Origin of the sequence: Streptomyces sp. NBC_00190, assembly GCF_036203305.1 — a bacterium.
GTDB lineage: Bacteria > Actinomycetota > Actinomycetes > Streptomycetales > Streptomycetaceae > Streptomyces.
Window position 1 is genome coordinate 1809548 of sequence record NZ_CP108131.1, and the last position, 24613, is coordinate 1834160.

Consider the following 24613-nt stretch of genomic DNA (forward strand, 5'->3'; position numbering starts at 1 on the left):
GCCCGCCGGGGGTGTGCGCATGCCTGCTTCGCACGTACTCAGCGCACGTCTGAGTACGCACACCCATGTCCTGACCACGTGAGCGCCGCCACACTCCGGACTATGAACACGCCTCTGCCACCGGTCGAAGAGCTGGCGCTCATCGACCGCGAACTGGCCCAACTGGACGCGCGGCGGCTGTACTTGCTGGGCCGCCGGGACTGGCTGGTGCGCCTGCTGCACCAGCCGTCGACGGGTCCTGCCGTCTGGGCGGCTCCCGGGCGCGGGCCCGCGCCCGCTCCCGCCACGGAGGCCTCGGCCCCGAGCGCGCAGAACGTGCTGCTCGCCCTGGGCGCGGTGCTGCTGGCCGTGGCGGCGCTGGCCTTCACGCTGCTGAGCTGGGGGTCCCTCGGGATCACCGGGCGTTCGGCGGTGCTGGCCGCGGTGACCGCGGCGGCGCTGGGCGCTCCCGTGCCGCTGCTGCGCCGCGGTCTGGGCTCGACGGCGGAGTCGGTGGCGGCGGTGGGACTGCTGCTGACCGTGCTGGACGCGTACGCGCTGTACGCGGTCGGCATGCCGGGCACGGACGGCACCTCGTACACCGCCGGGGCCGCCGGGGTGCTGGCGGCGGTGTGGGCCGGGTACGGCCTGGCCCTGCCGAAGCTGCGGATCGCGCTGCCCGCGGCGGTGCTGGCGGCGCAGTTCCCGCTGCCGCTGGCCGCGCTGGCCGCGCAGGGGGGACCGCTGGAGACCGGCTGGGCGCTGCTGGCGACGGCCGCGCTGGACGCGGCCCTCGCGCTGCGGGCCCGGGCGGCGGCCGTCCCGGGGGCGCTGCTCGCGACGGCGGCGCTGCTCGTCGGAGCGGCGGACTCCTGGTCGGCGGCCACCGCGGCCGACGCCGTGGCCCCGGCGGGGCTGCTGCTGGCGGGCGCGGCCCTGGGTACGGCTGCGGCGTGGCGGGAGCCGCGCGCCCTGGCCGCGGCGCTCGTGGGCGGCCTCGCGGTGGTGGTGGCGCTGGGCGGTGTGGCGCGGCCGTCGCTGGATCCGGCGTGGGCGGTGGTGGCGCACCTGCTGGTGGCGCTCCCGCTGCTGGCGGCGGTACGGGTGCACGCGCTCCCGGCGGCGGTGCGGCGCGGGCTGGCCCGGGCCGGTGCGGTGGTGGCCGCTCTGGCCGCGCTGGCGGGCTGGTCGGCGGTGGCGCCGACGCTGCTGACCCGGATCCGGGTGCTGGACGAGGTGTGGGCGGCGACGAGCCCGGCCGGGGATCCGTTCGTGCCGGGGGCGGCGGTCCCGGTGACGCTGCTGATCGCGGCGGGCGCGGCCTGGTGGCTGTCCCGGACGCTGTCCCGGCCGGAGCCGGCGGTGGCGGCGGTGGCCTCGGCCTGGGCCGGCTTGTTCACGGCCCCTGAGCTGCTCGGCCTCCCGGTCGCGGCGGTGTTCGCCGCGCAGACGGCGGTGACGGGCGCCGCGGGCGTCCTCGCCCTGCGCTCACGGGGGCGCGGGGCCGGGATCGCGGCCGCCGCGTGCGCGTCGGCCGGCGGCGTGATCGTGTCCGTGGCCGCGCTGGACGGCCGGGCGGCGACCTTCGCGGTGTGGGGGCTGCTGGCCGCGGGCTGTGCGGCGGGGGCGGCGTACGGGCCCGCTCCGCGCCCGGTCCGCTCGGGGGCGACGGTGTGCGCGGTCGCGTACGCCACGGGGCTGCTGGCGGCGGCGGCCGCGGTGACGGACCTGGCCGTGGCCTGGTGGGCGCTCCCGGTGCTCGTGGTGCCCGCGGTGGTGGCCGCGGTCGGGCCGCGGCTGGGCTCCGTGCGGGTGCCGTCGGAGATCGCTGCGGCCGTGGCCGGCGCCGCGGCGGTGGCCACGGCGGCCGGCCGGGCCGGGACGCTGGCGCTGGTCCTGGCGCTGGCCGGGGTGATCTGCGCGGGGGCCGCGGTACGGGCGGACCGGCGCGTTCCGGCCGGCTGGGCGGCGGGGGCGCTGTTCGTCGCGGCGACCTGGGTCCGGCTGGCCGACTCCGGGGTCGTGGTTCAGGAGGCGTACACACTGCCGGTGACGGTGCCCGCCCTCGTGGTGGGCCTCCTGCGGCGCCGTACGGACCCGTGTGCGTCCTCCTGGACGGCGTACGGCCCCGGGCTGGCCGCGACCCTGCTGCCGAGCCTGCTGGCCACCCTGGGGGCCTCTCCGGCCGGGGAGGCGCAGTGGCTGCGGCCGCTGCTGCTGGGCCTGGCCGCACTGGCGGTGACCCTGGTGGGCGCCCGCCACAGGCTCCAGGCCCCGCTCCTGCTGGGCGGCGCCGTGCTCGCGGCGGTGGCGCTGCACGAGCTCGCCCCGTACGTGGTGCAGGTCGCGGGGGCGCTCCCGCGCTGGGTGCCGCCGGCCCTGGCGGGCCTGCTGCTGCTGGCGGTGGGGGCCACGTACGAGAAGCGGCTGCGCGACGCCCGCCGTCTGCGGGACGCCATCGGGCGGCTCGGATGAGCCGCCCGGACGTCCCGGGGCCGGGAAACGCCAGAGGCCCGGAGACTGTGAAAGTCTCCGGGCCTCTGGTCCGGGTGGGCGATACTGGGTTCGAACCAGTGACCCCTTCGGTGTGAACGAAGTGCTCTCCCACTGAGCTAATCGCCCGGACGCACCGCAAACATTACCGCATGTCAGCGGTGCTCCATGACCACCATCGGTCCGTCACTGGTCCTTGAGGTTCCAGGGCAGGACGAGCCCGTACTTCCACAGGTAGAAGCCGATCAGCGCGGCCGCGATCACGAGGCCCGCGCTCGTCAGGATGATGTTGCGGCGGCGGACCTTCGGGTCGAGCGCCTTCTGTGCCGCTTCGGTGACCTTGCGCTTGGTCCAGCGCAGCACGAGGTGGGCCCAGGCGAACTCGGTGGCCCAGATCGCCAGGCCCGCGAAGATCGCCACCCAGCCCGGTCCGGGCAGGACGAGCATGGCGACGCCCGCCGCGATGACGGCGAGGCCGACGACGAAGACGCCGACCTGCCAGCTCAGGTGCAGGCTCCGGCGGGCCTTGATGAAGGCGGGCGCCTTCGACACGTGCGGCGCTTCCGGCGTGGCTTCCTTGCCGGACGCGTCGGAGGCCGAAGTGTCGGCTGCGGTCGCGTCGGCTGCGGACCCATCGGTCTCGCGGTTACTCCCCGTATTCATGGGGACGAATCTACCGGAGCCGGAAGCACACGTGAATGGTGCTTTGGATCCGCCGTACGAGGGACCCAGAGGTCCGCAAAACGGTCAGAGGGGTTTACAACGGCACCGTAGGTGGCATGTCGATTTCGCCGACGTGCGAATCCCCGAGCGCACACTGAGCGAAAGGCCCTGGCGCTTATGAACACCACGGTCAGCTGCGAGCTGCACCTGCGCCTCGTTGTGTCGAGCGAGTCCTCACTGCCTGTTCCCGCGGGCCTGCGGTATGACACGGCCGACCCCTACGCCGTGCACGCCACCTTCCACACCGGCGCCGAGGAAACGGTCGAATGGGTATTCGCCCGCGACCTCCTCGCGGAGGGCCTTCACCGGCCCACCGGTACCGGCGACGTCCGCGTCTGGCCCTCCCGCAGCCACGGTCAGGGCGTCGTCTGCATCGCCCTGAGCTCACCGGAGGGAGAAGCGCTGCTCGAAGCACCCGCCCGAGCACTCGAGTCGTTCCTCAAGCGGACGGACGCCGCGGTCCCACCCGGGACCGAGCACCGGCACTTCGACCTCGACAAGGAGCTCTCCCACATCCTGGCCGAAAGCTGAGCCAGGCCTACAGCCGATCGACACCGTCCGACTCGGGGCGACGGTGTGCGTCGGACAACCACATACGGCAGTGCCGGCGCTGTTCACGCGGGAGCCACCCGCGCGGACGGCGCCGGTGTGCGTGGAGACCCCCTTCCGCAGCAACCCGCTAGAGTCGGCCCCCATCGGCGGCAGCAGCCCGTCACCGCAGGCCCGGCCCTTGAGGGAGACCCCGTGCAGATCCCCCACGACACCCGTCGCGCGCTCGACGTCGTCGTCGCGCTGGTGAACACAGCGGCCGAGGCGGACCAGCCCGACGGACTCTCGGACGTCAGCGCGCTGCGCGACTTCGTCCAGGAGTACGCGATCAGCGACGTCGGCGATCTGGGCGTCCGCGACCTGGCCGGGGTCCGTACGGTGCGCGGCAAGTTCGCACAGGTCTTCGCCGCGCCGAACTCGCGTGCGGCCTCCGTGCTGATCAACGAACTGGTCGCGACGGCCGGCACCACCCCGCAGCTGACCGACCACGACGGCTACGACTGGCACGTGCACTACTTCGCGCCGGGCGCCTCGGTGGGCGACCACCTGGCGGCCGACGGCGGCATGGCGCTGGCCTTCATCGTGGTCTCCGGCGAGCAGGAACGGCTGCGGCGCTGCGAGGCCCCGGACTGCCGGCGCGCCTTCGTGGACCTGTCGCGGAACCGCTCGCGGCGCTACTGCGACAGCCGGACCTGCGGGAACCGGCTGCATGTGGCGGCGTACCGGGCCCGGCGCAAGGAAGCCGACGCGGGCCCGTCGGAGCAGGGACCGTCAGAGCAGGAACAGATCGTGCACGGCGGCGAGCAGCAGCAGGACGCCGATCACGGCTAGGAAGATCATCAGGGGCGGCTGGGAGAGGGCGAAGAGGCAGCCTCGCGGCTCCTCGGCGACAGGGGCGGGTACCGGCGCGGGCGCCGAAGGCTCACTCTGGGATGTCTCGAGCATGTCGGGCCGATGATGGCGCAGCGCGCCGCCGTCCGTCCCTCAACACGCCAAGATCCGCCCGGCACTTCGCCCGATCTCGTGGACCCGGGCGCCCCCGGCCCCGACCGGTCAGATCCCGTGCTTCTTGAGGATGGCCTCGATGTCGGAGAAGTCGTCCGCGGGGGCGGCGGCCGGCGGGTTCTGGCGCCCGGTGGGCTGGGGGCGGCTGCCGGCGCCGAGGGACGGCGCGGAAGCGGCCGGGGCGACGGCCTCCCGGGCCGTGCTCCCCTTGGCGGCCTTGGCCGGCTTCTCGGACGTCCCGAGCCTGCGGCGCTCGACACGGCGGGTGGTGGCGAGGAGCAGCCAGGCGAGCCCGAGCAGGCCGAAGCCGGCCCAGACGGTCGGATTGAAGACGATCCCGGACACCCACTCCACGAGGCCCGTCATCACGAGGGCGACGGGCACCAGCGCGTACGCGGCGATCCGCGTCGCGGCCAGGAAGCGCCGGCGGTAGGCGGTCAGCGCGGCGATGCCCAGGCCCGCCGCGGACACCGCGGCACATATGGTCTCGGCGAGCATGCGGTCCTCCAGGTGTGGGCGGTCTGTCCCTATCCATCCTGCCCCGGGGGCACCGTACGGGCCAGGTCCACGGCCGCCGCCGCACGGATCTCCGGGACATCTCCGGGTCGCGCCTCCTCCCCGGGTACCGGTGGGTGGGGACGTGCGGGCCTGGGAGACTGTCCGCATGACCGATTCCGTGATCCTCGAAGTCTGGTGCGAACTGCAGTGCCGGGACTGCCACAGCGCGCTGGACGACGTACGCGCCCTGCGGGCCCGCTACGGCGACCGGCTGGACATCCGGCTGCGCCACTTCCCCCTGGAGAAGCACAAGCACGCCTTCGCCGCGGCGCAGGCCGCCGAGGAGGCCGTGGAGCAGGGGCAGGGCTGGCCGTACGCGGAGGCCGTGCTGGCGCGCACCGCGGAGCTGGGCGAGCGCGGCGAGCCGGTGCTGCTGGACGTGGCGCGTGAACTGGGTCTCGACGTCGAGGAGTTCGACACCGCCCTGATCGACGGGCGGCACATCCTGATCGTCGACGCCGACCAGGCGGAGGGCAAGGCGATCGGCGTGAGCGGCACCCCGACGTACGTGATCGGCGGCGAGCGCCTGGACGGCGGCAAGAGCCAGGACGGCCTGCGCGCCCGGATCGAGGAGATCGCGGACCGCCTGCTGGCCTCCGGCCAGGCCTGATCCGTCCGACAGGCCCTAGATCAGGTCCTTGGCGTAGTTGAAGCTGGTGGGGCGGTAGCCGAGGGACTCGTACAGGCGCAGAGCCGGGGTGTTGGCGGTGAACACGTGCAGCCCGAGCACGCGGTGGCCCTGGGCGAGGGCCGTGCGCTCGGCGAGCAGCATCAGGTGGCGGCCGTGCCCCCGGCCCCGGTACGCGTCCTCGACCTCGACGTCGAAGACGTACGCGCCCTCGTCGCCGGGTGCGAGCCACACATGGCCGACGGGCGCCCCGGCCGCCTCCAGGACGACGAAGTGGGTTCCGGGGGTGGCCAGGCCCTGCGGCAGCAGGGCCTCGTGGTCGGCCCCCGACTTCGCGTGCGCGGCCTGCGCGGACATGCCGCGGCTGGTCCAGCTGGCGGCGTAGGACTCGATGGCCCCGGCGTTCCAGACCTCGTACTCGGCGTCCGTCATCGGGCGGCCGAGCACTCCTTCGGGCACGGCGGGCGGCTCGGCCGGCAGGCCCTTGGCCATGTTGCGGCTGTATTCGGTGTACCCGAGGGCCTCGGCCATGCGCAGGCCGCCCGCCGAGTCGGCCGGGACCGCGACGCGGACCCGGCGGCAGCCCCAGCCGCGCAGCAATTCCTCGGCGGCGAGCGCGGCCACCGTGGCCCTCCCCCGCCGACGGTCGCCCTCGTCGACGCTCAGGTCGCGGATCTCGCCGACCGTCGGTCCGAAGGGGGTGTCGGAGGTGATCAGCAGGGCGCCGACGCGCCTGCTGTTGACCCGGATCTCGTACGGGCGCGTCCGCGCCCCCGTCGTGGTCTGCTGGAGCGGCCCGGACGGCCGCAGGGTGGTGGTCATTGGTCGAGTTCTACCCGCCCCGGGGCCGCCGCGACAGCCTTTATCCGTCCGAAGGCACCCGACGTGCTCCAACGGATTCCAACGGCTTCTAGGGGTCGAGTTCCGTGCCCGCCTTGGCGTCGAAGATCCGCATGGCCTCGGCCGTGACCGGGCCCGGGCCGACGGCGAGCTCCCGGCCGTCGATCCGCGTGACCGCCTGGACGTCGCGCAGCGAGGAGGTCAGGAAGACCTCGTCGGCCTGCTCCAGCACCTCGAAGGGCAGGTCGGTCTCCTTGGCCCCGGCCCATTCGACGACGAGGGCGCGGGTGATGCCGGCCAGGCAGCCCGAGGCCAGGGGCGGGGTGTGCAGCCGGCCGTCGAGCACGACGAAGACGTTCGAGCCGGTGCCCTCGCAGAGCCGTCCGACGGTGTTGGCGAGGAGCGCCTCCGAGGCCCCGGCCCGGGCGGCGGTCGCCAGCGCGACGACGTTCTCGGCGTACGAGGTGGTCTTGAGGCCGGCCACGGCGGAGCGCTCGTTGCGGACCCAGTCCACCGTGACGACGGCGGTGGTGTCCGGACGGCGGGGGGACTCCACCACGGCGGCGATCAGGGTGGGCGCGGCCTCGCCGCGGTCGGAGCCGAGCGGGGAGACGCCGCCGGTGTAGGTGACGCGCAGCCGCCCGAACGGCACCGGGTTGGCTTCCAGTACGGCCGCGCAGGCCCGGCGCACCTCGTCGTGGTCGGGGTCCGGCAGGCCCAGTCCGCGGGCCGAGCGCGTCAGCCGGTCCAGGTGGCGGGTGAGCGCGAAGGGCTTGCCGCGCTCCGCCTTGAGGGTCTCGAAGACGCCGTCACCCACGGTCAGCCCGTGGTCGAAGACGGACACCCTCGCGTCGTCGACGTCCCGCAGCGCTCCGTCGAGCCAGATCTTCACCGTACGGCCCCTCTCATGGTCCCGTTCTCGTGGGTTCCAGACGCTACCCGCAGCAGGCGGGCGGCCTTCAGTTCCGTCTCGGCCCACTCGCGGTCGGGGTCGGAGCCCCAGGTGATGCCCGCGCCGGTGCCGAACAGCAGGCGGGGGCCGCCGGGGGCTTCCCGGTCGATCCAGAAGGTGCGGATGCCGACGGCCAGCTCGCCGGTGCCCTGGTCGGCGTCGACCCAGCCGATGCCGCCGCAGTAGGGGCCTCGGGGAGCGGTCTCCAGGGCCTCGATGATCCGCAGGGCGGAGGATTTGGGCGCCCCGGTGACGGAGCCGGGCGGGAAGGTGGCGGCGAGCAGCTCCGGCCAGCCGACGCCGTCGGCGAGTTCGCCGCTCACGGTGGAGACGAGGTGGACCAGGCCGGGGTGCTCCTCGACGGCGCACAGCTCGGGGACGGTGACGGAGCCCGTGGCGCAGACCCGGCCGAGGTCGTTGCGTACGAGGTCCACGATCATCACGTTCTCGGCGTGGTCCTTGGGGAGCAGGTCTTCGGCGGTGCGGCCGGTGCCCTTGATGGGGCCGGAGTCGACGCGGCGGCCGGTGCGGCGCAGGAACAGCTCCGGGGAGGCGGTGGCGATCTCGACGCCGTGCGCGGGGAGCCGAATCGTTCCTGCGTAGGGCGCGGGGTTGCCGCGCGCGAGGAGCGCGGTGAGCGCGTCGACATCGGCATCGGCCGGGTGGGGCAGCGGCGCGGACATCACCCGGCAGAGATTGGCCTGGTAGACCTCGCCGGCGGCGATGTGCTCGCGGATGCGGCGGACGCCGGCCACGTACGCGGCCCGGTCGAGCGAGGAGGACCACTCGTCGGCGGCGGGACCCCGCCAGGCGCCCGGTGCGGGCGCGGGAACGGGGTCGGGGCGTATGTCCCCGAAGCGCGCGCAGACGAGCCGCCCTTCGAAGTCGGCGGCCACCGCCCAGAAGCCGCTGGAGTCCAGGGCTGCGGGGTCGCTGGTGACATCTCGGAGGTCGGTCGCGAGAAGGCCGCCGAAGCGGGCCAGAGGAGGCAGGTCGTGCACGGCTGCGAGTCTATGACCGGTGACGCGGCGGCGCCGGTGGGGTGAGCGGGAGGTGACCGGTGGTGATCGAGCGGCAGCACGCTGCGGAAACGCGTTTTTGAGCTGGCTCGGTAATCCGCTAGAGTTCAACACGTCGCCAGGGAGCGAAGGGGAAAAACCCCGGAGCGAACACGGTGACCTGCGGACGTAGCTCAGTTGGTAGAGCACCACCTTGCCAAGGTGGATGTCGCGAGTTCGAGTCTCGTCGTCCGCTCGAAGTGGGGGATTTCCTTCCCGAGAACCCCTGCAGCTCCATGGTGGAGTGGCCGAGAGGCGAGGCAACGGCCTGCAAAGCCGTCTACACGGGTTCAAATCCCGTCTCCACCTCCAAGGACGATTAGCTCAGCGGGAGAGCGCTTCCCTGACACGGAAGAGGTCACTGGTTCAATCCCAGTATCGTCCACTGATCCGCAAGGATCCCCGCGCGATTAGCTCAGCGGGAGAGCGCTTCCCTGACACGGAAGAGGTCACTGGTTCAATCCCAGTATCGCGCACGCAGCACCACGCATTACCTGCATGACCTGCGACTTTCGAGTCGTGGAGCCCGCGCGATTAGCTCAGCGGGAGAGCGCTTCCCTGACACGGAAGAGGTCACTGGTTCAATCCCAGTATCGCGCACCACCCGGAAGCCCCGGCCGTCTCGACGGCCGGGGCTTCCGCGTTCCTCCTGACCGCCTTGCGGATCGCCTCCAGGACCGGGGGCCGCACACAAAAAGGGTGCTGCCGGTACGACTCCCCAGTCGCACCGGCAGCACCCTTCACCTGCCGTCCGTCGCCACGCCCCCGTCCCCACGGGGTGTGGCAAAGGCGGATGTCCCGGCCCGGGCCGCTCTCCCGGACCTGGGGCGCCGCTCAGCGCCCCAGCATCGCGCCCACGGACGACGCCTGCGCCGCCACCTGCTCGAAGCCTCCGAAGAGGAAGAGCAGGAGAGCGGCCAGGGGGAGCACCATCGCCGCGGCCACCAGCGGGTGGCGCGTACCGGACTCATGGCCGTTGAACGCGAATGCCTTGCGTCCCTGCCGTGCGATGTCCGCCATGGTCCTCTCCCTGTCGTCTGGCAGCGGCGGGCTTGTGACCTCGGGGGACGAGTGCGCCACCCGCCGCTTGTCTTCAACACTAGGCACACGGAAGGCTCCTGGCCTCATGCCCTCGTACCCATTGCCGGGCCTCCAGGAGGATGACGGGGTCACCCCCGTGTACTCCCCTGGGTGGAGACCGGTTCCCCGGCCTCGGGGTCTTCCCGGAGGGGGTCACCAGAGCGTAGTGACTTCGCTCACTGCCGTCACTCCCTGTTCATGCGTGTACGACGACGAGGAGCGGCGAAGATCGACTCGCGGGCGGTCGGCGGACGGCCGCCCCCGGCCGGGGCGGAGAGGGCGCCGGACTCCCAATCCCCTTATCCGAAAGGGCGTTTGGCCCGGCCGACCCGCTCCCCGCCCGAGCCGGGCCCTGTCCCTGATGCTCCCTCAAGTGTGCTGTGCAGCACTGACAACCGAATCCCCCGGCGAGGGCGCGGCCTCTGAGCGCACATGCCGGATGGTCCGTAAGCTGTGCCACGTCAACAGGACGACCGGGCAGCGGGGTAGACATGGCGATGATGCGGCTCCGGCGCGAGGACCCGCGTGTCGTCGGCTCGTTCAGGCTGCACCGACGGCTCGGGGCCGGCGGTATGGGCGTGGTCTACCTGGGGTCCGACCGGCGCGGGCAGCGCGTCGCGCTCAAGGTCATCCGGCCGGATCTGGCCGAGGACCAGGAGTTCCGCTCCCGGTTCGCCCGCGAGGTGTCCGCCGCCCGGCGGATCCGCGGCGGGTGCACCGCCCGCCTGGTGGCCGCGGACCTGGAGGCCGAGCGGCCCTGGTTCGCCACCCAGTACGTCCCCGGGCCCTCCCTGCACGACAAGGTGGCCGAGGAAGGCCCCCTGACGGCCGCGCAGATCGCCGCCATCGGCGCCGCGCTCTCCGAGGGGCTGGTCGCCGTGCACGAGGCGGGAGTCGTCCACCGGGACCTCAAGCCCTCGAACATCCTGCTCTCCCCCAAGGGCCCCCGGATCATCGACTTCGGGATCGCCTGGGCCACCGGGGCCAGCACCCTCACCCACGTCGGGACGGCCGTCGGCTCCCCCGGTTTCCTCGCGCCCGAACAGGTGCGCGGCGCCGCCGTCACCCCGGCCACCGACGTCTTCGCCCTCGGCGCCACCCTCGCCTACGCGGCGACGGCGGACTCGCCCTTCGGGCACGGCAGTTCCGAGGTCATGCTGTACCGCGTGGTGCACGAGGAGCCGCACCTCGTCGGGGTTCCGGACGCGCTCGCCCCCCTCGTACGGGCCTGCCTGGCCAAGGATCCCGAGGAGCGGCCCAGCACGCTCCAGCTTTCGATGCGGCTCAAGGAGATCGCGTCGCGCGAGGCGCAGGGCCTGTCCGACGGGCGCCCGCCGGCGCAGCGCGCCCGTGCGGAGCAGCCCACCGGCCGGCTTCCCGAGGAGTACGCGGAGCGCACGGAGCGTCGTACGGGCGGCAGCACCACGCCCCGGGCCCAGGGTGAGCCGCAGAGCGGACCGCACTCGCGGCCCTCGTCCTCCCGCAACCCGCGGGGTGCGGCGGGCCCGTCCTCCCGGCCGACCGCGGGGCGTACGGGCGGCCGCCCGGCCCCCCGTACGACGGGGGCGGGGCTGCGCCCTTCACGGCCGGACCCGAAGCTGATGCGGCAGCGGCTGATCGTGTTCGTCGTGGTGACGCTGATCGTGGCCCTGGGCATCGCCGCCGCCCAGAAGCTCTGATCCGCTACGGGGCTTCGCGGCCCTGGGCCACGGCGTAGAAGGCGACCGCGGCCGCGGCGCCCACGTTCAGCGAGTCCACGCCGTGCGCCATGGGGATGCGCACCCATTCGTCGGCGGCGACCAGTGCCTGCGTGGACAGGCCGTCCCCTTCGGCGCCGAGCATCAGCGCCACCCGCTCCAGGGACTGGGGCGCGGCCACGTCGATCGGCGAGGCCTTCTGGTGCGGGGTCAGCGCGAGCAGCTTGAAGCCGGCCTCGCGGACCGAGTCCAGGCTCTTGGGCCAGGCTTCCAGACGGGCGTAGGGGACGGAGAAGACCGCGCCCATGGAGACCTTCACCGAGCGGCGGTAGAGCGGGTCCGCGCAGTCGGGCGACAGCAGCACCGCGTCCATGCCGAGGGCCGCGGCGCTGCGGAAGATGGCCCCGATGTTGGTGTGGTCGTTGACCGCTTCCATGACGACCACGCGGCGTGTGGTGGCGAGCAGGTCCTCGGCCGTGGGCAGCGGCTTGCGCTGCATGGAGGCGAGGGCGCCGCGGTGCACGTGGTAGCCGGTGACGCGTTCGGCGAGCTCCGGACTGACGGCGTAGACCGGGGCGGGGAGTTCGTCGATCACGTCGCGCATGACGTCGACCCATTTCGCCGAGAGCAGCATCGAGCGCATCTCGTACCCGGCGTCCTTGGCCCGTCTGATGACCTTCTCGCCCTCGGCGATGAAGAGCCCTTCCGCGGGCTCGCGCCTGCGCCGCAGTTCGACGTCGGTCAGGCCCGTGTAGTCGCGCAGGCGCGGGTCGTCGGGGTCCTCGACGGTGATGAGATCAGCCACAGGGTGATACTGCCTTGTCCGGGGTGTGGTGCCAACGGCCTGTCAGGCGCTGGTGGTGGGGAGGGCCGGGGTGCCGACGCGGACGACCTCTCCGATGACGATGACCGCGGGTGGGCGGACCTGCTGCTCGCGGACGGTCTCGCCGACCGTGGCGAGGGTCGCGTCCACCCGGCGCTGGGTGGCGGTGGTGCCTTCCTGGACCACCGCGACGGGGGTGTCGGCGGAGCGGCCGTGGCGCACGAGCGCCTCGGCGATCAGGCCGATCTTGTCGACGCCCATGAGGATCACCAGGGTGCCGGTGAGCTTGGCGAGGGAGGCCCAGTCCACGAGCGAACGCGGATCGTCGGGGCCGACGTGGCCGCTGACCACGGTGAACTCGTGGGCCACGCCCCGGTGGGTGACCGGGATGCCGACGGCGCCGGGCACCGAGATGGAGCTGGAGATGCCGGGAACGACGGTGCAGGGGATGCCGGCCTCGGCGAGGGCCTGGAGCTCCTCCATGCCGCGGCCGAAGACGTACGGGTCGCCGCCCTTGAGCCGGACCACGGCCTTGCCGGCCTTGGCGTGCTCGATCAGGGCGTTGTTGATGGCCTCCTGGGCCATGTACCGGCCGTACGGGATCTTCGCGGCGTCGATGACCTCGACGTGCGGGGGGAGCTCGTCGAGCAGGTCGCGGGGGCCGAGCCGGTCGGCGATGACGACATCGGCCTCGGCGAGGAGGCGGCGGCCGCGCACGGTGATGAGGTCGGGGTCGCCGGGGCCGCCGCCGACGAGGGAGACGCCGGGGGTCGACTTGTGCCGGTGGCCGGGGGCGGCAAGGGTGCCGTCGCGCAGGCCCTCGACGACGGCGTCACGGACGGCGGCGGAGCGGCGGGGGTCGTTGCCCGTCAGCACGGCGACGGTGACGCCCTCGATGCGGCCGGTGGCCGGGGTCCAGGCGGTGGCGGCGGAGGCGTCGTCGGCCCGCACGCACCAGACGCGCTCGCGCTCGGCCTCGGCGGAGGCGCGCTCGTTGGCCTCGCGGTTCTGGGTGGCGATGAGGGCGTACCAGGCGCCGGCGAGGTCGCCGTCCTCGTAGCGGCGGCGCTCCCAGCGGATCTCGCCGGTCTCGGCCATGGCGTCCACGGAGGGGGTGGCCGACGGCGAGACGAGCAGGACGTCGGCGCCGGCCGCGATCAGCGCGGGGAGGCGGCGCTGGGCGACCTGTCCGCCGCCGATGACGACGACGCGGCGGCCGGCCAGACGGAGTCCTACGGGGTAGGCGGGGTGTTCGGCCATGGCGGTGCGGCTCCTGAGGGCGGCGGTTCTCTGCGTGCCGCTGCGGCGCTGGAGCGGCGGTGTACTGACGTGCGGTTATGTACTAGCGGGTCCACCATACGGCCCGGGCCGTATGGTGGCGCGGGGCAGTCCCCGCGGGGCTCTCCCTGCCCGCCCCTTCCCGGACCGGGGCTCCGACCCGGACCCCGCTCCTCGAACGCCGGAGGGGCCGGCATTCGGCCCCGCAGGGCCGTTGCCGGGGGCGGAGCCCCGGCAACGGCCGCGCGGGCTACTTCTCGGTGACTCCGGCGGAGTCGAACGTGGCGACCTCGTGCATCGCGCGGGCCGCGCTCTGGACCAGAGGGAGGGCCAGGAGCGCGCCCGTGCCCTCGCCGAGGCGGAGGTCCAGGTCGACCAGGGGACGCAGGCCGAGCTTGTTCAGGGCCGCCACGTGGCCCGGCTCCGCGCTGCGGTGGCCCGCGATGCACGCCGACAGGGATTCGGGGGCGATGGCGCGGGCCACCAGGGCGGCCGCGCCGGCGCTGACGCCGTCCAGGATGACCGGCGTGCGCAGGGAGGCACCGCCGAGGAGGAGACCGACGATCGCCGCGTGCTCCAGGCCGCCGATGGCCGCGAGGACGCCGACCGGGTCCGCCGGATCCGGCTGGTGGAGTTCCAGGGCGCGGCGTACGACCTCGACCTTGCGGGCGTGGGTCTCGTCGTTGATGCCCGTGCCGCGGCCGGTGACCTCCGCCGGGTCCACCCCGGTGAAGACCGAGATCAGCGCGGCGGACACCGTGGTGTTCGCGATGCCCATCTCGCCGGTGAGCAGGGCTTTGTTGCCCGCCGCGACCAGGTCGCGGGCGGTCTCGATGCCCACCTCGATCGCCGCGACCGCTTCCTCGCGGGTCATCGCGGGGCCGACGGACAGGTCGGCCGTGCCCGGGCGGACCTTGCGGGGCAGCAGGCCGGGGGTGGCGGGCAGGTCGCCCGCGACGCCGACGTCGATCACGCACACCTCGGCGCCGACCTGGTTGGCGAAGGCGTTGCAGACCGCTCCGCCGCCCAGGAAGTTGGCCACCATCTGGGTGGTGACCTCCTGCGGCCACGGGGTGACGCCCTGGGCGTGCACGCCGTGGTCACCGGCGAAGATCGCGACGGCGGCGGGCTCGGGGATCGGCGGCGGGCAGACCCGGGAGAGGCCGCTGAGCTGGGCCGAGATGATTTCGAGCATGCCCAGGGCCCCGGCGGGCTTGGTCATGCGCTTCTGCCGCTCCCACGCCTCGCCGAGCGCCTTCGCGTCGAGCGGGCGGATGCTGGCGACCGTCTCCGAGAGCAGGTCGTGCGGCTCCTCGCCGGGCAGCGCGCGGCGCCCGTACGTCTCCTCGTGGACGACCCACGAGAGCGGCCGGCGCTTCGACCAGCCGGCCTGGGCCAGCTCGGGCTCGTCCGGGAACTCGTCGACGTAGCCCACGCACAGGTACGCGACGACCTCCAGGTGCTCCGGCAGGCCGAGCTCGCGGACCATCTCGCGCTCGTCGAAGAAGCTGACCCAGCCGACGCCGAGGCCTTCGGCGCGCGCGGCGAGCCAGAGGTTCTCGACGGCGAGGGCCGAGGAGTAGGGGGCCATCTGCGGCTGGGTGTGCCTGCCGAGGGTGTGGCGGCCGCCGCGGGTGGGGTCGGCGGTGACGACGATGTTCACCGGGGTGTCGAGGATGGCCTCGATCTTGAGTTCCTTGAACTGCTTCGCCCGGGCCTTGGGCAGGGAGTTCGCGTAGGCCTCGCGCTGGCGCTGGGCGAGCTCGTGCATCGTCTGGCGCGTCTCGGCGGAGCGGATGACGACGAAGTCCCAGGGCTGGGAGTGTCCGACGCTGGGCGCGGTGTGGGCCGCCTCCAGGACGCGCAGGAGCACCTCATGCGGGATCGGGTCGGTGCGGAAACCCTTGCGGATGTCACGGCGTTCGCGCATGACGCGCAGGACGGCCTCGCGTTCGGCGTCGTCGTAGGCGGGAGCGGCCTCGCCCGCGGCGGGCTCGGCCGGGACGGCGGCGACGGGCTCGGGCTGCGGCTCCGCCTCGGCGGCGACCGGCTCGGTCTCGGCCGGTACGGACTCCGGCGCCGGCTCCGGCTGCTGCTCCTGCTCCGGTTCCTGCACCTGCTCCGCCTGAACGGGCTCCGCGGCGGCCGGCTCGGGCGCGGGCTCGGCGGGAACGGGTCCGGCGGGTACGGGCTCGGCCTCGACGACCGGCTCGACCGCTGCGGGAGCGGCCTGCTCGGGTACGGGCTGCGGCTCGGGCTCCACGACGGGCTCCGGCTGCGGCTGGGCCTCCACGACGGGCTCGGGCTCCGGCGCCTGGGCCACCGTTTCGGCGGGGGCGGGCACAGCCTCCGGCTGCGGCTGCGGCTCGGGCTGGGGCTGCGGCTCGGGCTGGGGCTGGGGCTCCGCAGCGATGGCCTCGACCGCCACGGGGGCCGGTACGGGCTCCGGCTCGGCGGCGGCCTCGACGGCGACCGGCTCCGGCTGCGGCTCGGGGGCGGCCTCGGCGACCGGCTCCGGGGCGGGCACGGGCTCGGGCGCGGCCTCGGGAGCCGCAGCTGCCGGGGCGGCCTCCGCCACCGGCTCGGGGGCGAACACCGGTGCCGGGGCGGGCTCCGGCGTCCACGGCACGCCGGCCTGCGGGGGGATCTCGCCGAGCTGCGGCGCGGGGGCGGCGACGGCCTCCGTGCGCGGGACGTCAAGGTACTCGGGGCCCGTGGTCGGCGGCCCCGCCTGGTGGACCGGAACGGCCGCCGCGACGGGAGCGGCCGGAGCGGGCGCCGCTGCCGGACCGCGGTCCGCGAGGGACCGTACGACTCCGCCGTTGGCCTCGGGCATCGGCGGGCCCATGTGCAGCGGGCGCCGGACCGGCGCGGCCTGGGCGACGGCCGGGGCGGGGGCCGCGGGCTGGGGGAACCCCCGGACGGAGTCCGACGGAGGCACGACGAGTCCACCGAGGTCGAGCGCGCCGGAATCACGGCCGCCCGTCTCGTGGGCGTCGGCGCCGTAGGAGGGGTACTCGGGGTACGCGGCGGGCTCCGCGTACGCAACCGGCGCCTCGGGGTACGAAGGCTCGGCGCCGTACGGCGCGTCGGCGTACGGTGCGGGCTCGGCCGACGGGTTCTCGACCGGGAAGGCGGGGACCTGCGGGACGACCTGCGGGTCGCTCCACGCACCCTGGCCGCTCGGCATGAGCAGCAGTTCCTCGTCCTCGGGCTCGGCCGGGTCGTCCACGAGGTCCTGGAAGGCGTAGCCCGGGGGAAGCGGCGGCGGGAGCTGGACCGGAGCGGGAATGCCCTGCTGATCCACCATGCCCGCATTGTCCGGGTGACCCTCGCCCGGGACCTGGCCGGTGTCAGTCATGCGTACCCCTCGCCCATCGGTGTTGCCTCTTCGATCGCCCGGTCGCCCACAAGGCCGCCGCGCGGAGTTGCCGTGCGGGGTCGCCGTGCGGCACCAGCGCCTCACGTGCACCTGCGCGACAACCACTAAGCATTGTCGCGCCCGTTAGCCACCGCGGCGGCCATAACCGCCACGGTCCACTGTGGACTGCGCCACGTCGCGCGTCATCCAGTGCCGTGATGCCCGAATCGTCCTGGGCAGTACGACGATCGGCCAGCCTACCCCGGCTCTCGCCTCAGCGGGTCACGGGGCGTTCCGCTGCCAGGAGGAACACGACGGAACGCTCCTGTTCAGCCCAGGTGCGGGTGTCCAGGCCGACGGACTGGAGCAGCGCGCACTCCACCTCGTAACCGTGTTCGGTGAGTGTGCGGCCGATGGCCTCCGCCTCGTCGCGCGTGGAGGCGTGGCTGACGATCCGTTCGGGGCGGCGGTCGGCGACGGCCGCGACGACCTGGGCTCCCCCGCCGCCGACGCGTACGACGTCGGGTTCGGGCAGGTTCTCCAGTACGTGGGGGGCGCGCCCGGCGACGACCTGGAGCTGAACGCCCCGCTTGCGGGCGGCGGCAGTTACGCGTTCGCAGGCGCCCGGGTCGGCGTCCACGGCGATGACGGCGGCGCCGAGCGCGGCGGCGTCCACGGCGACGCCGCCGGAGCCGGCGCCGATGTCCCAGACGAGGTCGCCGGTACGGGGGCCGAGCCGGGCGAGCTGGGCGGCGCGCAGCTGGGCGGACTCCCCTTCTCCCGTGTCGGCCTGGGGCCTGGCCCAGCCGCGCCCGGCGGACTGGAACTGGGCCGGGCTCTGGCCGAGCAGCCAGGCCGGTTCGGCGGCCAGGGCCTGTCCGCCGCCGCCGATGACGATGACGACGTTCGGGTCGCGCCAGGTGTGGTCCGCGGCCCGGTCGGAGGTGAGGACGCTCACCTGCTCCTTGTCGGTACCGAGTTCCTCGCAGATGACGAAGGTGCGGTGGACTCCGTCGAGGAGCAGCGCGAGTTCGGCGGGGCCGGCGCCGGGCGAGGTGAGGACGGCGACCTTGCCGTGGGCGCGGATGACGTTGACGGCGCGGCGCAGGGTGCGGGGGTGGGCGACGACGACCTGGGCGTCGTCCCAGGGCATGCCGGCCCGGGCGAAGGCGGCGGCGACGGAGGAGACGGCCGGGACGACCTCGACCTCCAGGCCGTGCTCGGGAGCGCGCAGGGTGCGTACGACGCCGAAGAAGCCGGGGTCTCCGTCGGCGAAGACGACGGCGGTGCCGCGGTGGCCCGCGATGCGGCGGGCGGCGAGTCCGAGGCTGCCCAGGCGGATGCGTTCGGCCGCGGGCGGGACCTCGGGGAGGGCGAGGTGGTGGGCCGCGCCGGCCACGAGGGTGGCGGCGGAGAGCGCGGACCGGGCGGCCGCGGTCAGGGGCGAGCCGTCCCAGCCGATCACCGTGACCCGGTCGGCCATCGTCGTCAGTCTCCTGGAGTGGGGGAAGGCGCAGTTTTGTCGGGTTCGGGCACGGTGAGACTACCTGGTCATCGGTTCATTTCCAGTCGGCGCCGACGCGGTGGCCGGTCGCGTCGGCCCGCTGTCCGTAGGCGGTGTCCGCGGTGTAGGCGTCGTATCCCTCGCGGTAGTCACCGTAGTCGGCGTAGTCGCCGTACCCCTCCGCGTCGTCGAGGTCCTCGGGGACCAGGCTCCAGACGATGAGGTCGGTGCGGCTGTCGGTCCAGTCGCCGTCGGCCGTCTGCGTGCGCACTATCCACGCGTTGCGCAGGACGCCCTCGCTGATGCAGCCGATCTTCTGGGCCACCTGCTGGGAGGCGGTGTTGTCGGCGGGGGTGCGCAGTTCGAGGCGTTCGAAGCCCTGCTCGCGGAAGAGCCATTGGGCGACGGCGAGTACGGACTCGCTGGCGTAGCCCTCGCCGCGGGCCCAGGGGGCGGTGACGTAGCCGACCTCGGTGGAGCGGGTGCGCCAGTTGGTGCTCTGGAGGTGGATGACGCCGACGAGGCGGTGGGTGAGGAACTCGGTGACGGCGAGGACGAGGCCGCGGCCCTCGGTGCGTTCGGCGTGGGACTGCCGGGTGGCCCAGCCGTGCGCGTCGGCCTGGGTGTAGGGGTGCGGGACGGTCGTCCAGGCGGTGACGTTCTCGTCGTTCATCATTTCGGTGAGTGCGGTGACGTCCTCTTCCTCGAAGGGGCGCAGCACCAGCCGGTCCGTGCTGATGGTGACGTCCGGGAAGGTGGTAGTCATGCGCAGCTCCATGCCTGAGACCGTGGTGCGGGACCGTTTGTGCGGGTCGTAGGCCACAGCATGCAGCATCGACCGGGGGATGTGCAGGGCCGGGTTGCCCGTGAGCGGGCAGCGTTCGGCCCCGCGCGCCGACAGGGGCGTGCGGGGCCGAGATGCCTGACCGGAAGGTGTGGCCGGATCCGGCCGGTGGCTCAGGAGGCCGGGGCGCCGAAGGCCGCGACGACCGAGCCCTGGTACTTCTCCTCGATGAACTTCTTGACCTCGTCGGAGTTCAGGAGCTTGGCGAGCTTCTGGATCCGCGGGTCGTTCTGGTTGCCGTCCTTGACCGCGAGGAAGTTGGCGTACGGGTTGCCCTCGGCCTTCTCCAGGATCAGCGCGTCCTTGGCGGGCGACAGGTTGGCCTCGAGCGCGTAGTTGCCGTTGATGACGGCGGCGTCCACGTCGTTCAGGGCGCGCGGGACCGTGGCGGCCTCCAGCTCCTTGAACTCCAGGCCCTTCTTGTCGGTGATGTCGGACAGCTTGGCGCTGGTGCCGACACCCTCCTTGAGGGTGATCAGGTTGTTCGCGGCGAGCAGCTGGAGCGCGCGGCCCTCGTTGGTGGTGTCGTTGGGGACGGCGACGGTCTGGCCGGCCTTGATGTCGCCGATGGCCTTGGCCTTCTTGGAGTAGAGGCCGAGGGGCTCCAGGTGAACGTTGACGACGGGCACGATGGTCGTCTTGTTCTTCTTGTTGAAGTCGTCGAGGTACGGCTTGTGCTGGAAGTAGTTGCCGTCGACCTGGCCCTGCTGGGTGGCGGTGTTCGGCAGGACGTAGTCCGTGAACTCCTTGACCTCCAGCTTGAGGCCTTCCTTGGCGGCGAGCTTGTCCTTGACGAAGTTCAGGATGTCGGCGTGCGGGCTCGGGGAGGCCGCTATGACCAGGGGCTTGTTCTCGTCGGTCTTGCCGCCGTCGGCCTTGGTGGAGGACGGGTCCGAGGAGCTGCCGCAGGCGGTGAGGCCGAGGGCGAGCGCGGTGGCGGTGGCGGCGAGGGCGGTGAGCTTGACGTTCTTACGCACGAAGAGTGCCTTTCTTGCATTTACCGGGTGGTGGCCCAAGCACGACAAGTGCGGGCTTTCTTGAGGGGGGGAGGTCTGGTGGGCCCGAGGGCTGTTCAGGCTGTCCTGCCGCGGCGGGCCAGGAGGCGGACCGCACCGTCGCCGAGGAGCTGGATCACCGTGACGATGGCGACCAGGACGACGACGGTGGCGACCATGAAGCCGGTCTCGAAGCGCTGGAAGCCGTAGGTGATGGCCTTGGATCCGAGGCCTTCGCCGCCGACCGCGCCGGCCATGGCGGAGTAGCCGACCAGGGTGATGACGGTGGTGGTGACTCCGGCGACGAGGGACGGCAGGGCCTGCGGGAGGAGCACCTTGCCGACGAGGGTGGGGATGCCGCCGCCCATGGACTCGACGGCCTCGATCAGGCCGTGGTCCACCTCGCGGACGGCGGTCTCGACGAGCCGGGCGAAGAAGGGGACGGCGCCGATGGCGAGCGGGACGATCATGGCGGTGGGGCCGATGAAGGTGCCCACGACCGCGGTGGTGACCGGGATCAGGAAGATGAGCAGGATGATGAACGGCAGCGAGCGGCCTATGTTCACGATCACGCCCAGGACCTTGTTGAGCGGCCGGTTCTGGAGGAGGCCGCCCTTGTCGGTGAGGACCAGCAGGATGCCGATGGGCAGTCCGCCCAGGACGGTCACCAGGGTCGACCACAGCACCATGTAGAGGGTGTCGTACGTGCCCTGGGTGAGCAGGGGCTGCATCTCGGACCAGGTCACTTGGCACCATCCTTGACCAGTGCGGCCAGTTCGTTCTCGATCGTGTCGGCGGCGTCCTCTTCCTCGACGACGTCCACCTGGAGGCCCTGCTCGCGCAGGAAGCCGACGGGCACGACGTTGTCCTCGTAGCGGCCCGGCAGTTCGATGCGCATGCGGCCGATCTGGCGGCCCGCGACGGTGTCCATCGCGGCGCCGAGGATCGAGATGTCGATGTTGTACGTGCGCGAGAGCTGCGAGATGACCGGCTGGGCGGCGGCGTCACCGTGGAAGGTGACGTCGACGACGGTGCGGTCGGGGCCGGTGGCGGCGCCGGTGACGGGGAAGAGTTCACCGGCGAGCTCGGAGCCGGGGGTGGCGAGCAGTTGGGCGACGGTGCCGGACTCGACGATCCGGCCTCGCTTCATCAGGGCGGCCGAGTCGCAGACGGACTTGACCACGTCCATCTCGTGCGTGATGAGCAGAACGGTGAGGCCGAGCTGCTGGTTGAGGTCGCGCAGCAGCTGGAGGATGGAGCGGGTGGTCTCGGGGTCCAGCGCGCTGGTGGCCTCGTCGGAGAGCAGCACCTTGGGGTCGCCGGCCAGGGCGCGGGCGATGCCGACGCGCTGCTTCTGACCGCCGGAGAGCTGGGTGGGGTAGGCCTTGGCCTTGTCGGCGAGGCCGACCAGGTCGAGGAGTTCCAGGGCCTTGCGGGAGCGCTCGCGGCCGGAGACGCCGAGGATCTCCAGGGGCAGCTCGATGTTGCCCTGGACGGTGCGCGAGGACAGCAGGTTGAAATGCTGGAAGACCATGCCGATACGGCTGCGGGCCTCGCGGAGCTCCTTGCCGGCGCGGCGGCCGCGGCCCGCCAGCGCGGTGAGGTCGACCCCGTCGACGCTCACGGTGCCGGTGGTGGGGCGCTCCAGCAGGTTCACGCAGCGGATCAGGGAGGACTTGCCGGCGCCGCTCTGGCCGATGACTCCGTAGACCTCGCCCTCGCGGACGTGGAGGTCCACGCCGTCCAGGGCGGTGACCTCGCGGCCACGGGACTGGTAGACCTTCGTGAGGCCCGATGTGGTGATCACAGGAATTCCGTCGCTGTCGAGTGCACGGCAAAGCGGTGCCGGGCACGGGGCAAAGATCTGGGGACGCGATACGGGTCGAAACCGGATGATTCAGCGGTCTCGGCGCGGCGCGGGGCAGGAGCGGTCCAAGGCGGTTGGACAGGCTCGGCCGGTCTCGCTTCGGGGCGCGAGGCGTGCGGAAGGGGCCCTCAGAAGGCGCGCATTCGACACATACAACGAGCACCGGGCGTCATCGTCGCCTCGGTCGCAAGGGTGCGGCAGCTCGTCGTGGTCATGGGCCCAAGTAAAGCAGACATGTCGCTTCACCGATCAACGCTGTCCGGATAGCGGACGGAATTCGCCCGCATACCGGACGGCAGCGGTCGACCCGGCCGCCCCTCCCGAGGGCCGGATCACCGTGCCGACCTGCACGGACGCGTCCGGCAGCTCCCGTAGGGTCACGTCCGCGCCGAGTGCGGCGCAGGTGTGCACTGTGGTCAAGACCACGACGGTCGCGTGCGGCCGTCGCGGCGAGCGGGGAGGGTGCGCGCATCGGGTCTTTCGGCCCGTAATACCCTCGCTGCATGCTCGACGCCCTGACGGTCGCCATAGGCGTGGCCGCACTCGCCCTCGCCGCCTGGTGCGGCCACGCCGCATGGCGGGACCAGCCGACCAAGGACTGGCACTTCATCGGCATGGCCGTGGTGACCGTGCTGGTCCTGGCCCAGCTGGTGATCGGCCTGGTCATGCTGGCCCGGGGCGAGAAGCCCGACGAGGGCACGGTGATCTTCGTGGCCTACCTGGTGGGCGCCTTCGCGGCGGTACCGGCCGCCGGGATGCTCTCGCTGACCGAGCGGACCAAGTGGGGCTCGGTGACGGTGGCCGCGGGCGCGGTCGTCCTCGCCGTCCTCGAAGTACGGCTCTACGACATCTGGGGAACCGCCGGTGCCTGACACGACGACCGCCATGCCCGCCGGACGCAAGCGGCTCGTCTCCGGGCCGGGGCTGCTCCTGGTGTGGCTGTACGGGGTGATGGTGGTGGGCGCGGTCTCGCGATCGGCCTACCAGATCTCCACCGAGTTCGACCGGGCGCCGCTGGCGTACTCGCTGTCCGCCGTGGCGGCGCTGGTCTACGCGTTCATCACGTACTCGCTGGTGCGCGGCGGGGAGGCGGCCCGCAGGGCGGCGCTCTGGTGCTGCGCCGCCGAGCTGGCCGGCGTCCTGACGGTGGGCACCTGGACCCTGGTGCGCCCCGATGCCTTCCCCGACGCGACCGTGTGGTCGGACTTCGGGATGGGCTACCTGTTCATCCCGGTGATCCTGCCGATCACCGGGATGCTCTGGCTGCGCAAGAAGGGCTGAAGGCCGAGGAGAGTCAGGCGCTGACCGCGAAGTCGGTGTCCTTGGCTTCCTTCTCCAGGATCACCAGCCGCACGCCGTCGGAGGCCGTGCGGCCGCCGACCTGGGTGTAGCCGGCCTTGCGGTAGAGCCGCAGGTTGGACTCGCTCTTGTGCCCGGTGTGCAGGCGGAAGCGGGTGGTGGCGGTGTCGCCCGCGAGTGCCTCCTCGACCGCGCGCAGCAGGCGCGCGCCGAGACCGTGGCCCTGCAGCCGGGGGTGCACGCACAGCTTGGCGATCTTCCCGGTGCCGTCCTCGTCGACGCTGCCGCGCACGGTGCCGACGACCTCGTCGCCGAGCCGGGCCACCAGCACGGTGTCCGTCGCCAGTTCACCCTTGAGGGAGTCCAGGGACTGGGTGAGCGGCTGGATGAGGTAGTTGCCGTAGAGCTCGGCCTCCCGCTGGAAGGCCAGGTACTGCAGCTTGAAGATCTGCTCAGCGTCCTCGGCAGCCGCCGCCGAAATGGTCACGCTCATGCCCATGTGCGCATGCCTCCCGCTCACCTGGTTGCCCGTTGGTCTACCGCTCCCTTCCCCAAAGGCCAGGAGCCGCAACCTCTGCAGCCAGCATTCTGCGCAGACATCCCAGGCAACGGGAACGGACGGGCCCCAAACTTCCTTGTGAGATACCCAACTCTCCTGCGATTTCACGGTAAGTGAGGTCCCTGGGCGAAAGAAGTGCCTTCATCAGCTCCGGGCAGCGTCCGGGCAATCGGGCGACCGCCGACCGGAGGGCCCGGTTCGCCTCACCGTGCAGGAGCGCGTCCTCCGGTTCGCCGGCCCCGTCCGCGGGGGTCGCGCCGTACGGGATCTCGCGCCGGGCGCGCCGCCGGGCGAGCCGGGCCTCGGCGCGCACCGCCCGGCGCAGCCAGCGCGCGCGGCCGTCGGGGTCCGGGTCGCGGGGGCCGCTCTCCAGCAGCCTGACCCAGACGGCTTGTTCCAGGTCGGCCGCGTCTTCTCCGGTGCCCGGGGCCTCCGCGGCGGCCTCCGCGGAGAGCAGCGGGCCGAGCTTCTCAAAGAGGTCAGCCTTCAGCAGGTCCATGCCGGGCGGGACGAGTGGGCCG

The 24613-nt window shown here is 73.0% G+C and carries 24 protein-coding genes and 6 tRNA genes; 12 read left to right on the forward strand and 18 right to left on the reverse strand.

Annotated features, from left to right (window positions below; all coding sequences use genetic code 11):
- The first annotated feature begins 102 nt into the window (after positions 1 to 102).
- Positions 103 to 2454, forward strand: coding sequence for an SCO7613 C-terminal domain-containing membrane protein (locus OG429_RS08910; protein WP_328924763.1), 2352 nt, complete (start codon positions 103 to 105; stop codon positions 2452 to 2454).
- A 75-nt stretch (positions 2455 to 2529) separates the two neighbouring features.
- On the opposite strand, the gene OG429_RS08915 is transcribed toward OG429_RS08910, so the two are convergent.
- A tRNA-Val gene (locus OG429_RS08915) sits at positions 2530 to 2601 on the reverse strand.
- A gap of 57 nt (positions 2602 to 2658) precedes the next feature.
- Positions 2659 to 3135, reverse strand: coding sequence for a TIGR02611 family protein (locus tag OG429_RS08920; protein WP_328924764.1), 477 nt, complete (start codon positions 3133 to 3135; stop codon positions 2659 to 2661).
- A gap of 177 nt (positions 3136 to 3312) precedes the next feature.
- Here OG429_RS08920 and OG429_RS08925 point away from each other — a divergent pair, with 177 nt between their 5' ends.
- Positions 3313 to 3726, forward strand: coding sequence for an SsgA family sporulation/cell division regulator (locus OG429_RS08925; RefSeq protein ID WP_030011909.1), 414 nt, complete (start codon positions 3313 to 3315; stop codon positions 3724 to 3726).
- Between the two features lie 213 nt (positions 3727 to 3939).
- Positions 3940 to 4575 (forward strand): CGNR zinc finger domain-containing protein, encoded by a 636-nt coding sequence (locus OG429_RS08930; RefSeq protein WP_328924765.1) that lies wholly within the window; start codon positions 3940 to 3942, stop codon positions 4573 to 4575.
- On the opposite strand, the gene OG429_RS08935 is transcribed toward OG429_RS08930, so the two are convergent.
- Positions 4516 to 4689 (reverse strand): hypothetical protein, encoded by a 174-nt coding sequence (locus tag OG429_RS08935; protein ID WP_328924766.1) that lies wholly within the window; start codon positions 4687 to 4689, stop codon positions 4516 to 4518. The two genes, OG429_RS08930 and OG429_RS08935, sit on opposite strands and share 60 nt — an antisense overlap.
- A 108-nt stretch (positions 4690 to 4797) precedes the next feature.
- Positions 4798 to 5247, reverse strand: a complete 450-nt coding sequence (locus tag OG429_RS08940) for a hypothetical protein (protein WP_328924767.1) — start codon at positions 5245 to 5247, stop codon at positions 4798 to 4800.
- Between the two features lie 166 nt (positions 5248 to 5413).
- Between OG429_RS08940 and OG429_RS08945 the strand changes: the two genes are divergently transcribed.
- Positions 5414 to 5917, forward strand: coding sequence for a DsbA family protein (locus tag OG429_RS08945; RefSeq protein WP_328924768.1), 504 nt, complete (start codon positions 5414 to 5416; stop codon positions 5915 to 5917).
- A 15-nt stretch (positions 5918 to 5932) separates the two neighbouring features.
- On the opposite strand, the gene OG429_RS08950 is transcribed toward OG429_RS08945, so the two are convergent.
- From OG429_RS08950 to OG429_RS08960, 3 genes are all read right to left on the reverse strand, one after another.
- Positions 5933 to 6757, reverse strand: coding sequence for a GNAT family N-acetyltransferase (locus OG429_RS08950; RefSeq protein WP_328924769.1), 825 nt, complete (start codon positions 6755 to 6757; stop codon positions 5933 to 5935).
- An 88-nt stretch (positions 6758 to 6845) separates the two neighbouring features.
- Positions 6846 to 7667: an aminotransferase class IV gene (locus OG429_RS08955; protein ID WP_328924770.1), complete on the reverse strand. Its 822-nt coding sequence runs from the start codon at positions 7665 to 7667 to the stop codon at positions 6846 to 6848.
- Entirely contained in the window at positions 7664 to 8728 is a 1065-nt protein-coding gene (locus tag OG429_RS08960) for a chorismate-binding protein (protein ID WP_328924771.1), read from the reverse strand. Before OG429_RS08960 ends, OG429_RS08955 begins: the two co-directional genes overlap by 4 nt.
- 180 nt (positions 8729 to 8908) lie before the next feature.
- Between OG429_RS08960 and OG429_RS08965 the strand changes: the two genes are divergently transcribed.
- The 5 genes from OG429_RS08965 (at position 8909) to OG429_RS08985 (ending at position 9388) form a co-directional block, all read left to right on the forward strand.
- Positions 8909 to 8981 (forward strand) — tRNA-Gly (locus OG429_RS08965).
- Positions 8982 to 9023: 42 nt separating this feature from the next.
- Positions 9024 to 9097: transfer RNA gene (locus OG429_RS08970), tRNA-Cys, on the forward strand.
- Between the two features lies 1 nt (position 9098).
- Positions 9099 to 9170, forward strand: a tRNA-Val gene (locus OG429_RS08975).
- A 19-nt stretch (positions 9171 to 9189) separates the two neighbouring features.
- Positions 9190 to 9261 (forward strand) — tRNA-Val (locus OG429_RS08980).
- A 52-nt stretch (positions 9262 to 9313) separates the two neighbouring features.
- Positions 9314 to 9388, forward strand: a tRNA-Val gene (locus tag OG429_RS08985).
- 231 nt (positions 9389 to 9619) lie between these two features.
- On the opposite strand, the gene OG429_RS08990 is transcribed toward OG429_RS08985, so the two are convergent.
- Positions 9620 to 9829: a hypothetical protein gene (locus OG429_RS08990; protein WP_388564509.1), complete on the reverse strand. Its 210-nt coding sequence runs from the start codon at positions 9827 to 9829 to the stop codon at positions 9620 to 9622.
- A gap of 527 nt (positions 9830 to 10356) precedes the next feature.
- Between OG429_RS08990 and OG429_RS08995 the strand changes: the two genes are divergently transcribed.
- Positions 10357 to 11544: a serine/threonine-protein kinase gene (locus tag OG429_RS08995; protein ID WP_328924773.1), complete on the forward strand. Its 1188-nt coding sequence runs from the start codon at positions 10357 to 10359 to the stop codon at positions 11542 to 11544.
- Between the two features lie 4 nt (positions 11545 to 11548).
- Here the strand turns inward: OG429_RS08995 and OG429_RS09000 are convergent, their stop codons facing one another.
- From OG429_RS09000 to OG429_RS09035, 8 genes are all read right to left on the reverse strand, one after another.
- Positions 11549 to 12367, reverse strand: a complete 819-nt coding sequence (locus tag OG429_RS09000) for a TrmH family RNA methyltransferase (protein WP_328924774.1) — start codon at positions 12365 to 12367, stop codon at positions 11549 to 11551.
- Between the two features lie 42 nt (positions 12368 to 12409).
- Positions 12410 to 13645, reverse strand: coding sequence for a uroporphyrinogen-III C-methyltransferase (gene cobA, locus OG429_RS09005; RefSeq protein ID WP_328924775.1), 1236 nt, complete (start codon positions 13643 to 13645; stop codon positions 12410 to 12412).
- Positions 13646 to 13913: 268 nt separating this feature from the next.
- Positions 13914 to 17024: a nicotinate-nucleotide--dimethylbenzimidazole phosphoribosyltransferase gene (gene cobT / locus OG429_RS09010; RefSeq protein WP_328924776.1), complete on the reverse strand. Its 3111-nt coding sequence runs from the start codon at positions 17022 to 17024 to the stop codon at positions 13914 to 13916.
- 274 nt (positions 17025 to 17298) lie between these two features.
- The gene (gene cbiE / locus OG429_RS09015; RefSeq protein ID WP_328924777.1) at positions 17299 to 18507 is read right to left on the reverse strand and encodes a precorrin-6y C5,15-methyltransferase (decarboxylating) subunit CbiE; all 1209 of its coding nucleotides are present in this window, start codon (positions 18505 to 18507) and stop codon (positions 17299 to 17301) included.
- Between the two features lie 76 nt (positions 18508 to 18583).
- On the reverse strand, positions 18584 to 19294 hold the full coding sequence (locus OG429_RS09020; protein ID WP_328924778.1) for a GNAT family N-acetyltransferase: 711 nt from the start codon (positions 19292 to 19294) through the stop codon (positions 18584 to 18586).
- A gap of 191 nt (positions 19295 to 19485) precedes the next feature.
- Entirely contained in the window at positions 19486 to 20349 is an 864-nt protein-coding gene (locus tag OG429_RS09025) for a MetQ/NlpA family ABC transporter substrate-binding protein (protein WP_328924779.1), read from the reverse strand.
- A gap of 95 nt (positions 20350 to 20444) precedes the next feature.
- Positions 20445 to 21113 carry a methionine ABC transporter permease gene (locus OG429_RS09030; protein ID WP_328924780.1) on the reverse strand — a complete coding sequence of 223 codons (669 nt, stop codon included), beginning with the start codon at positions 21111 to 21113 and terminating at the stop codon, positions 20445 to 20447.
- Positions 21110 to 22174, reverse strand: a complete 1065-nt coding sequence (locus OG429_RS09035; protein WP_328924781.1) for a methionine ABC transporter ATP-binding protein — start codon at positions 22172 to 22174, stop codon at positions 21110 to 21112. The genes OG429_RS09030 and OG429_RS09035 overlap by 4 nt, the downstream gene beginning before the upstream one ends.
- 563 nt (positions 22175 to 22737) lie before the next feature.
- On the opposite strand from OG429_RS09035, the gene OG429_RS09040 reads away from it, so the two are divergent.
- Together OG429_RS09040 and OG429_RS09045 are read left to right on the forward strand one after the other, a co-directional pair.
- Entirely contained in the window at positions 22738 to 23106 is a 369-nt protein-coding gene (locus OG429_RS09040; RefSeq protein WP_328924782.1) for a hypothetical protein, read from the forward strand.
- 13 nt (positions 23107 to 23119) lie between these two features.
- Positions 23120 to 23515: a hypothetical protein gene (locus OG429_RS09045; RefSeq protein WP_328930202.1), complete on the forward strand. Its 396-nt coding sequence runs from the start codon at positions 23120 to 23122 to the stop codon at positions 23513 to 23515.
- A gap of 13 nt (positions 23516 to 23528) precedes the next feature.
- Here the strand turns inward: OG429_RS09045 and OG429_RS09050 are convergent, their stop codons facing one another.
- Positions 23529 to 24032, reverse strand: a complete 504-nt coding sequence (locus OG429_RS09050) for a GNAT family N-acetyltransferase (protein ID WP_328924783.1) — start codon at positions 24030 to 24032, stop codon at positions 23529 to 23531.
- Positions 24033 to 24069: 37 nt separating this feature from the next.
- Positions 24070 to 24591: a sigma-70 family RNA polymerase sigma factor gene (locus OG429_RS09055; RefSeq protein WP_328924784.1), complete on the reverse strand. Its 522-nt coding sequence runs from the start codon at positions 24589 to 24591 to the stop codon at positions 24070 to 24072.
- Positions 24592 to 24613 lie beyond the last annotated feature (22 nt).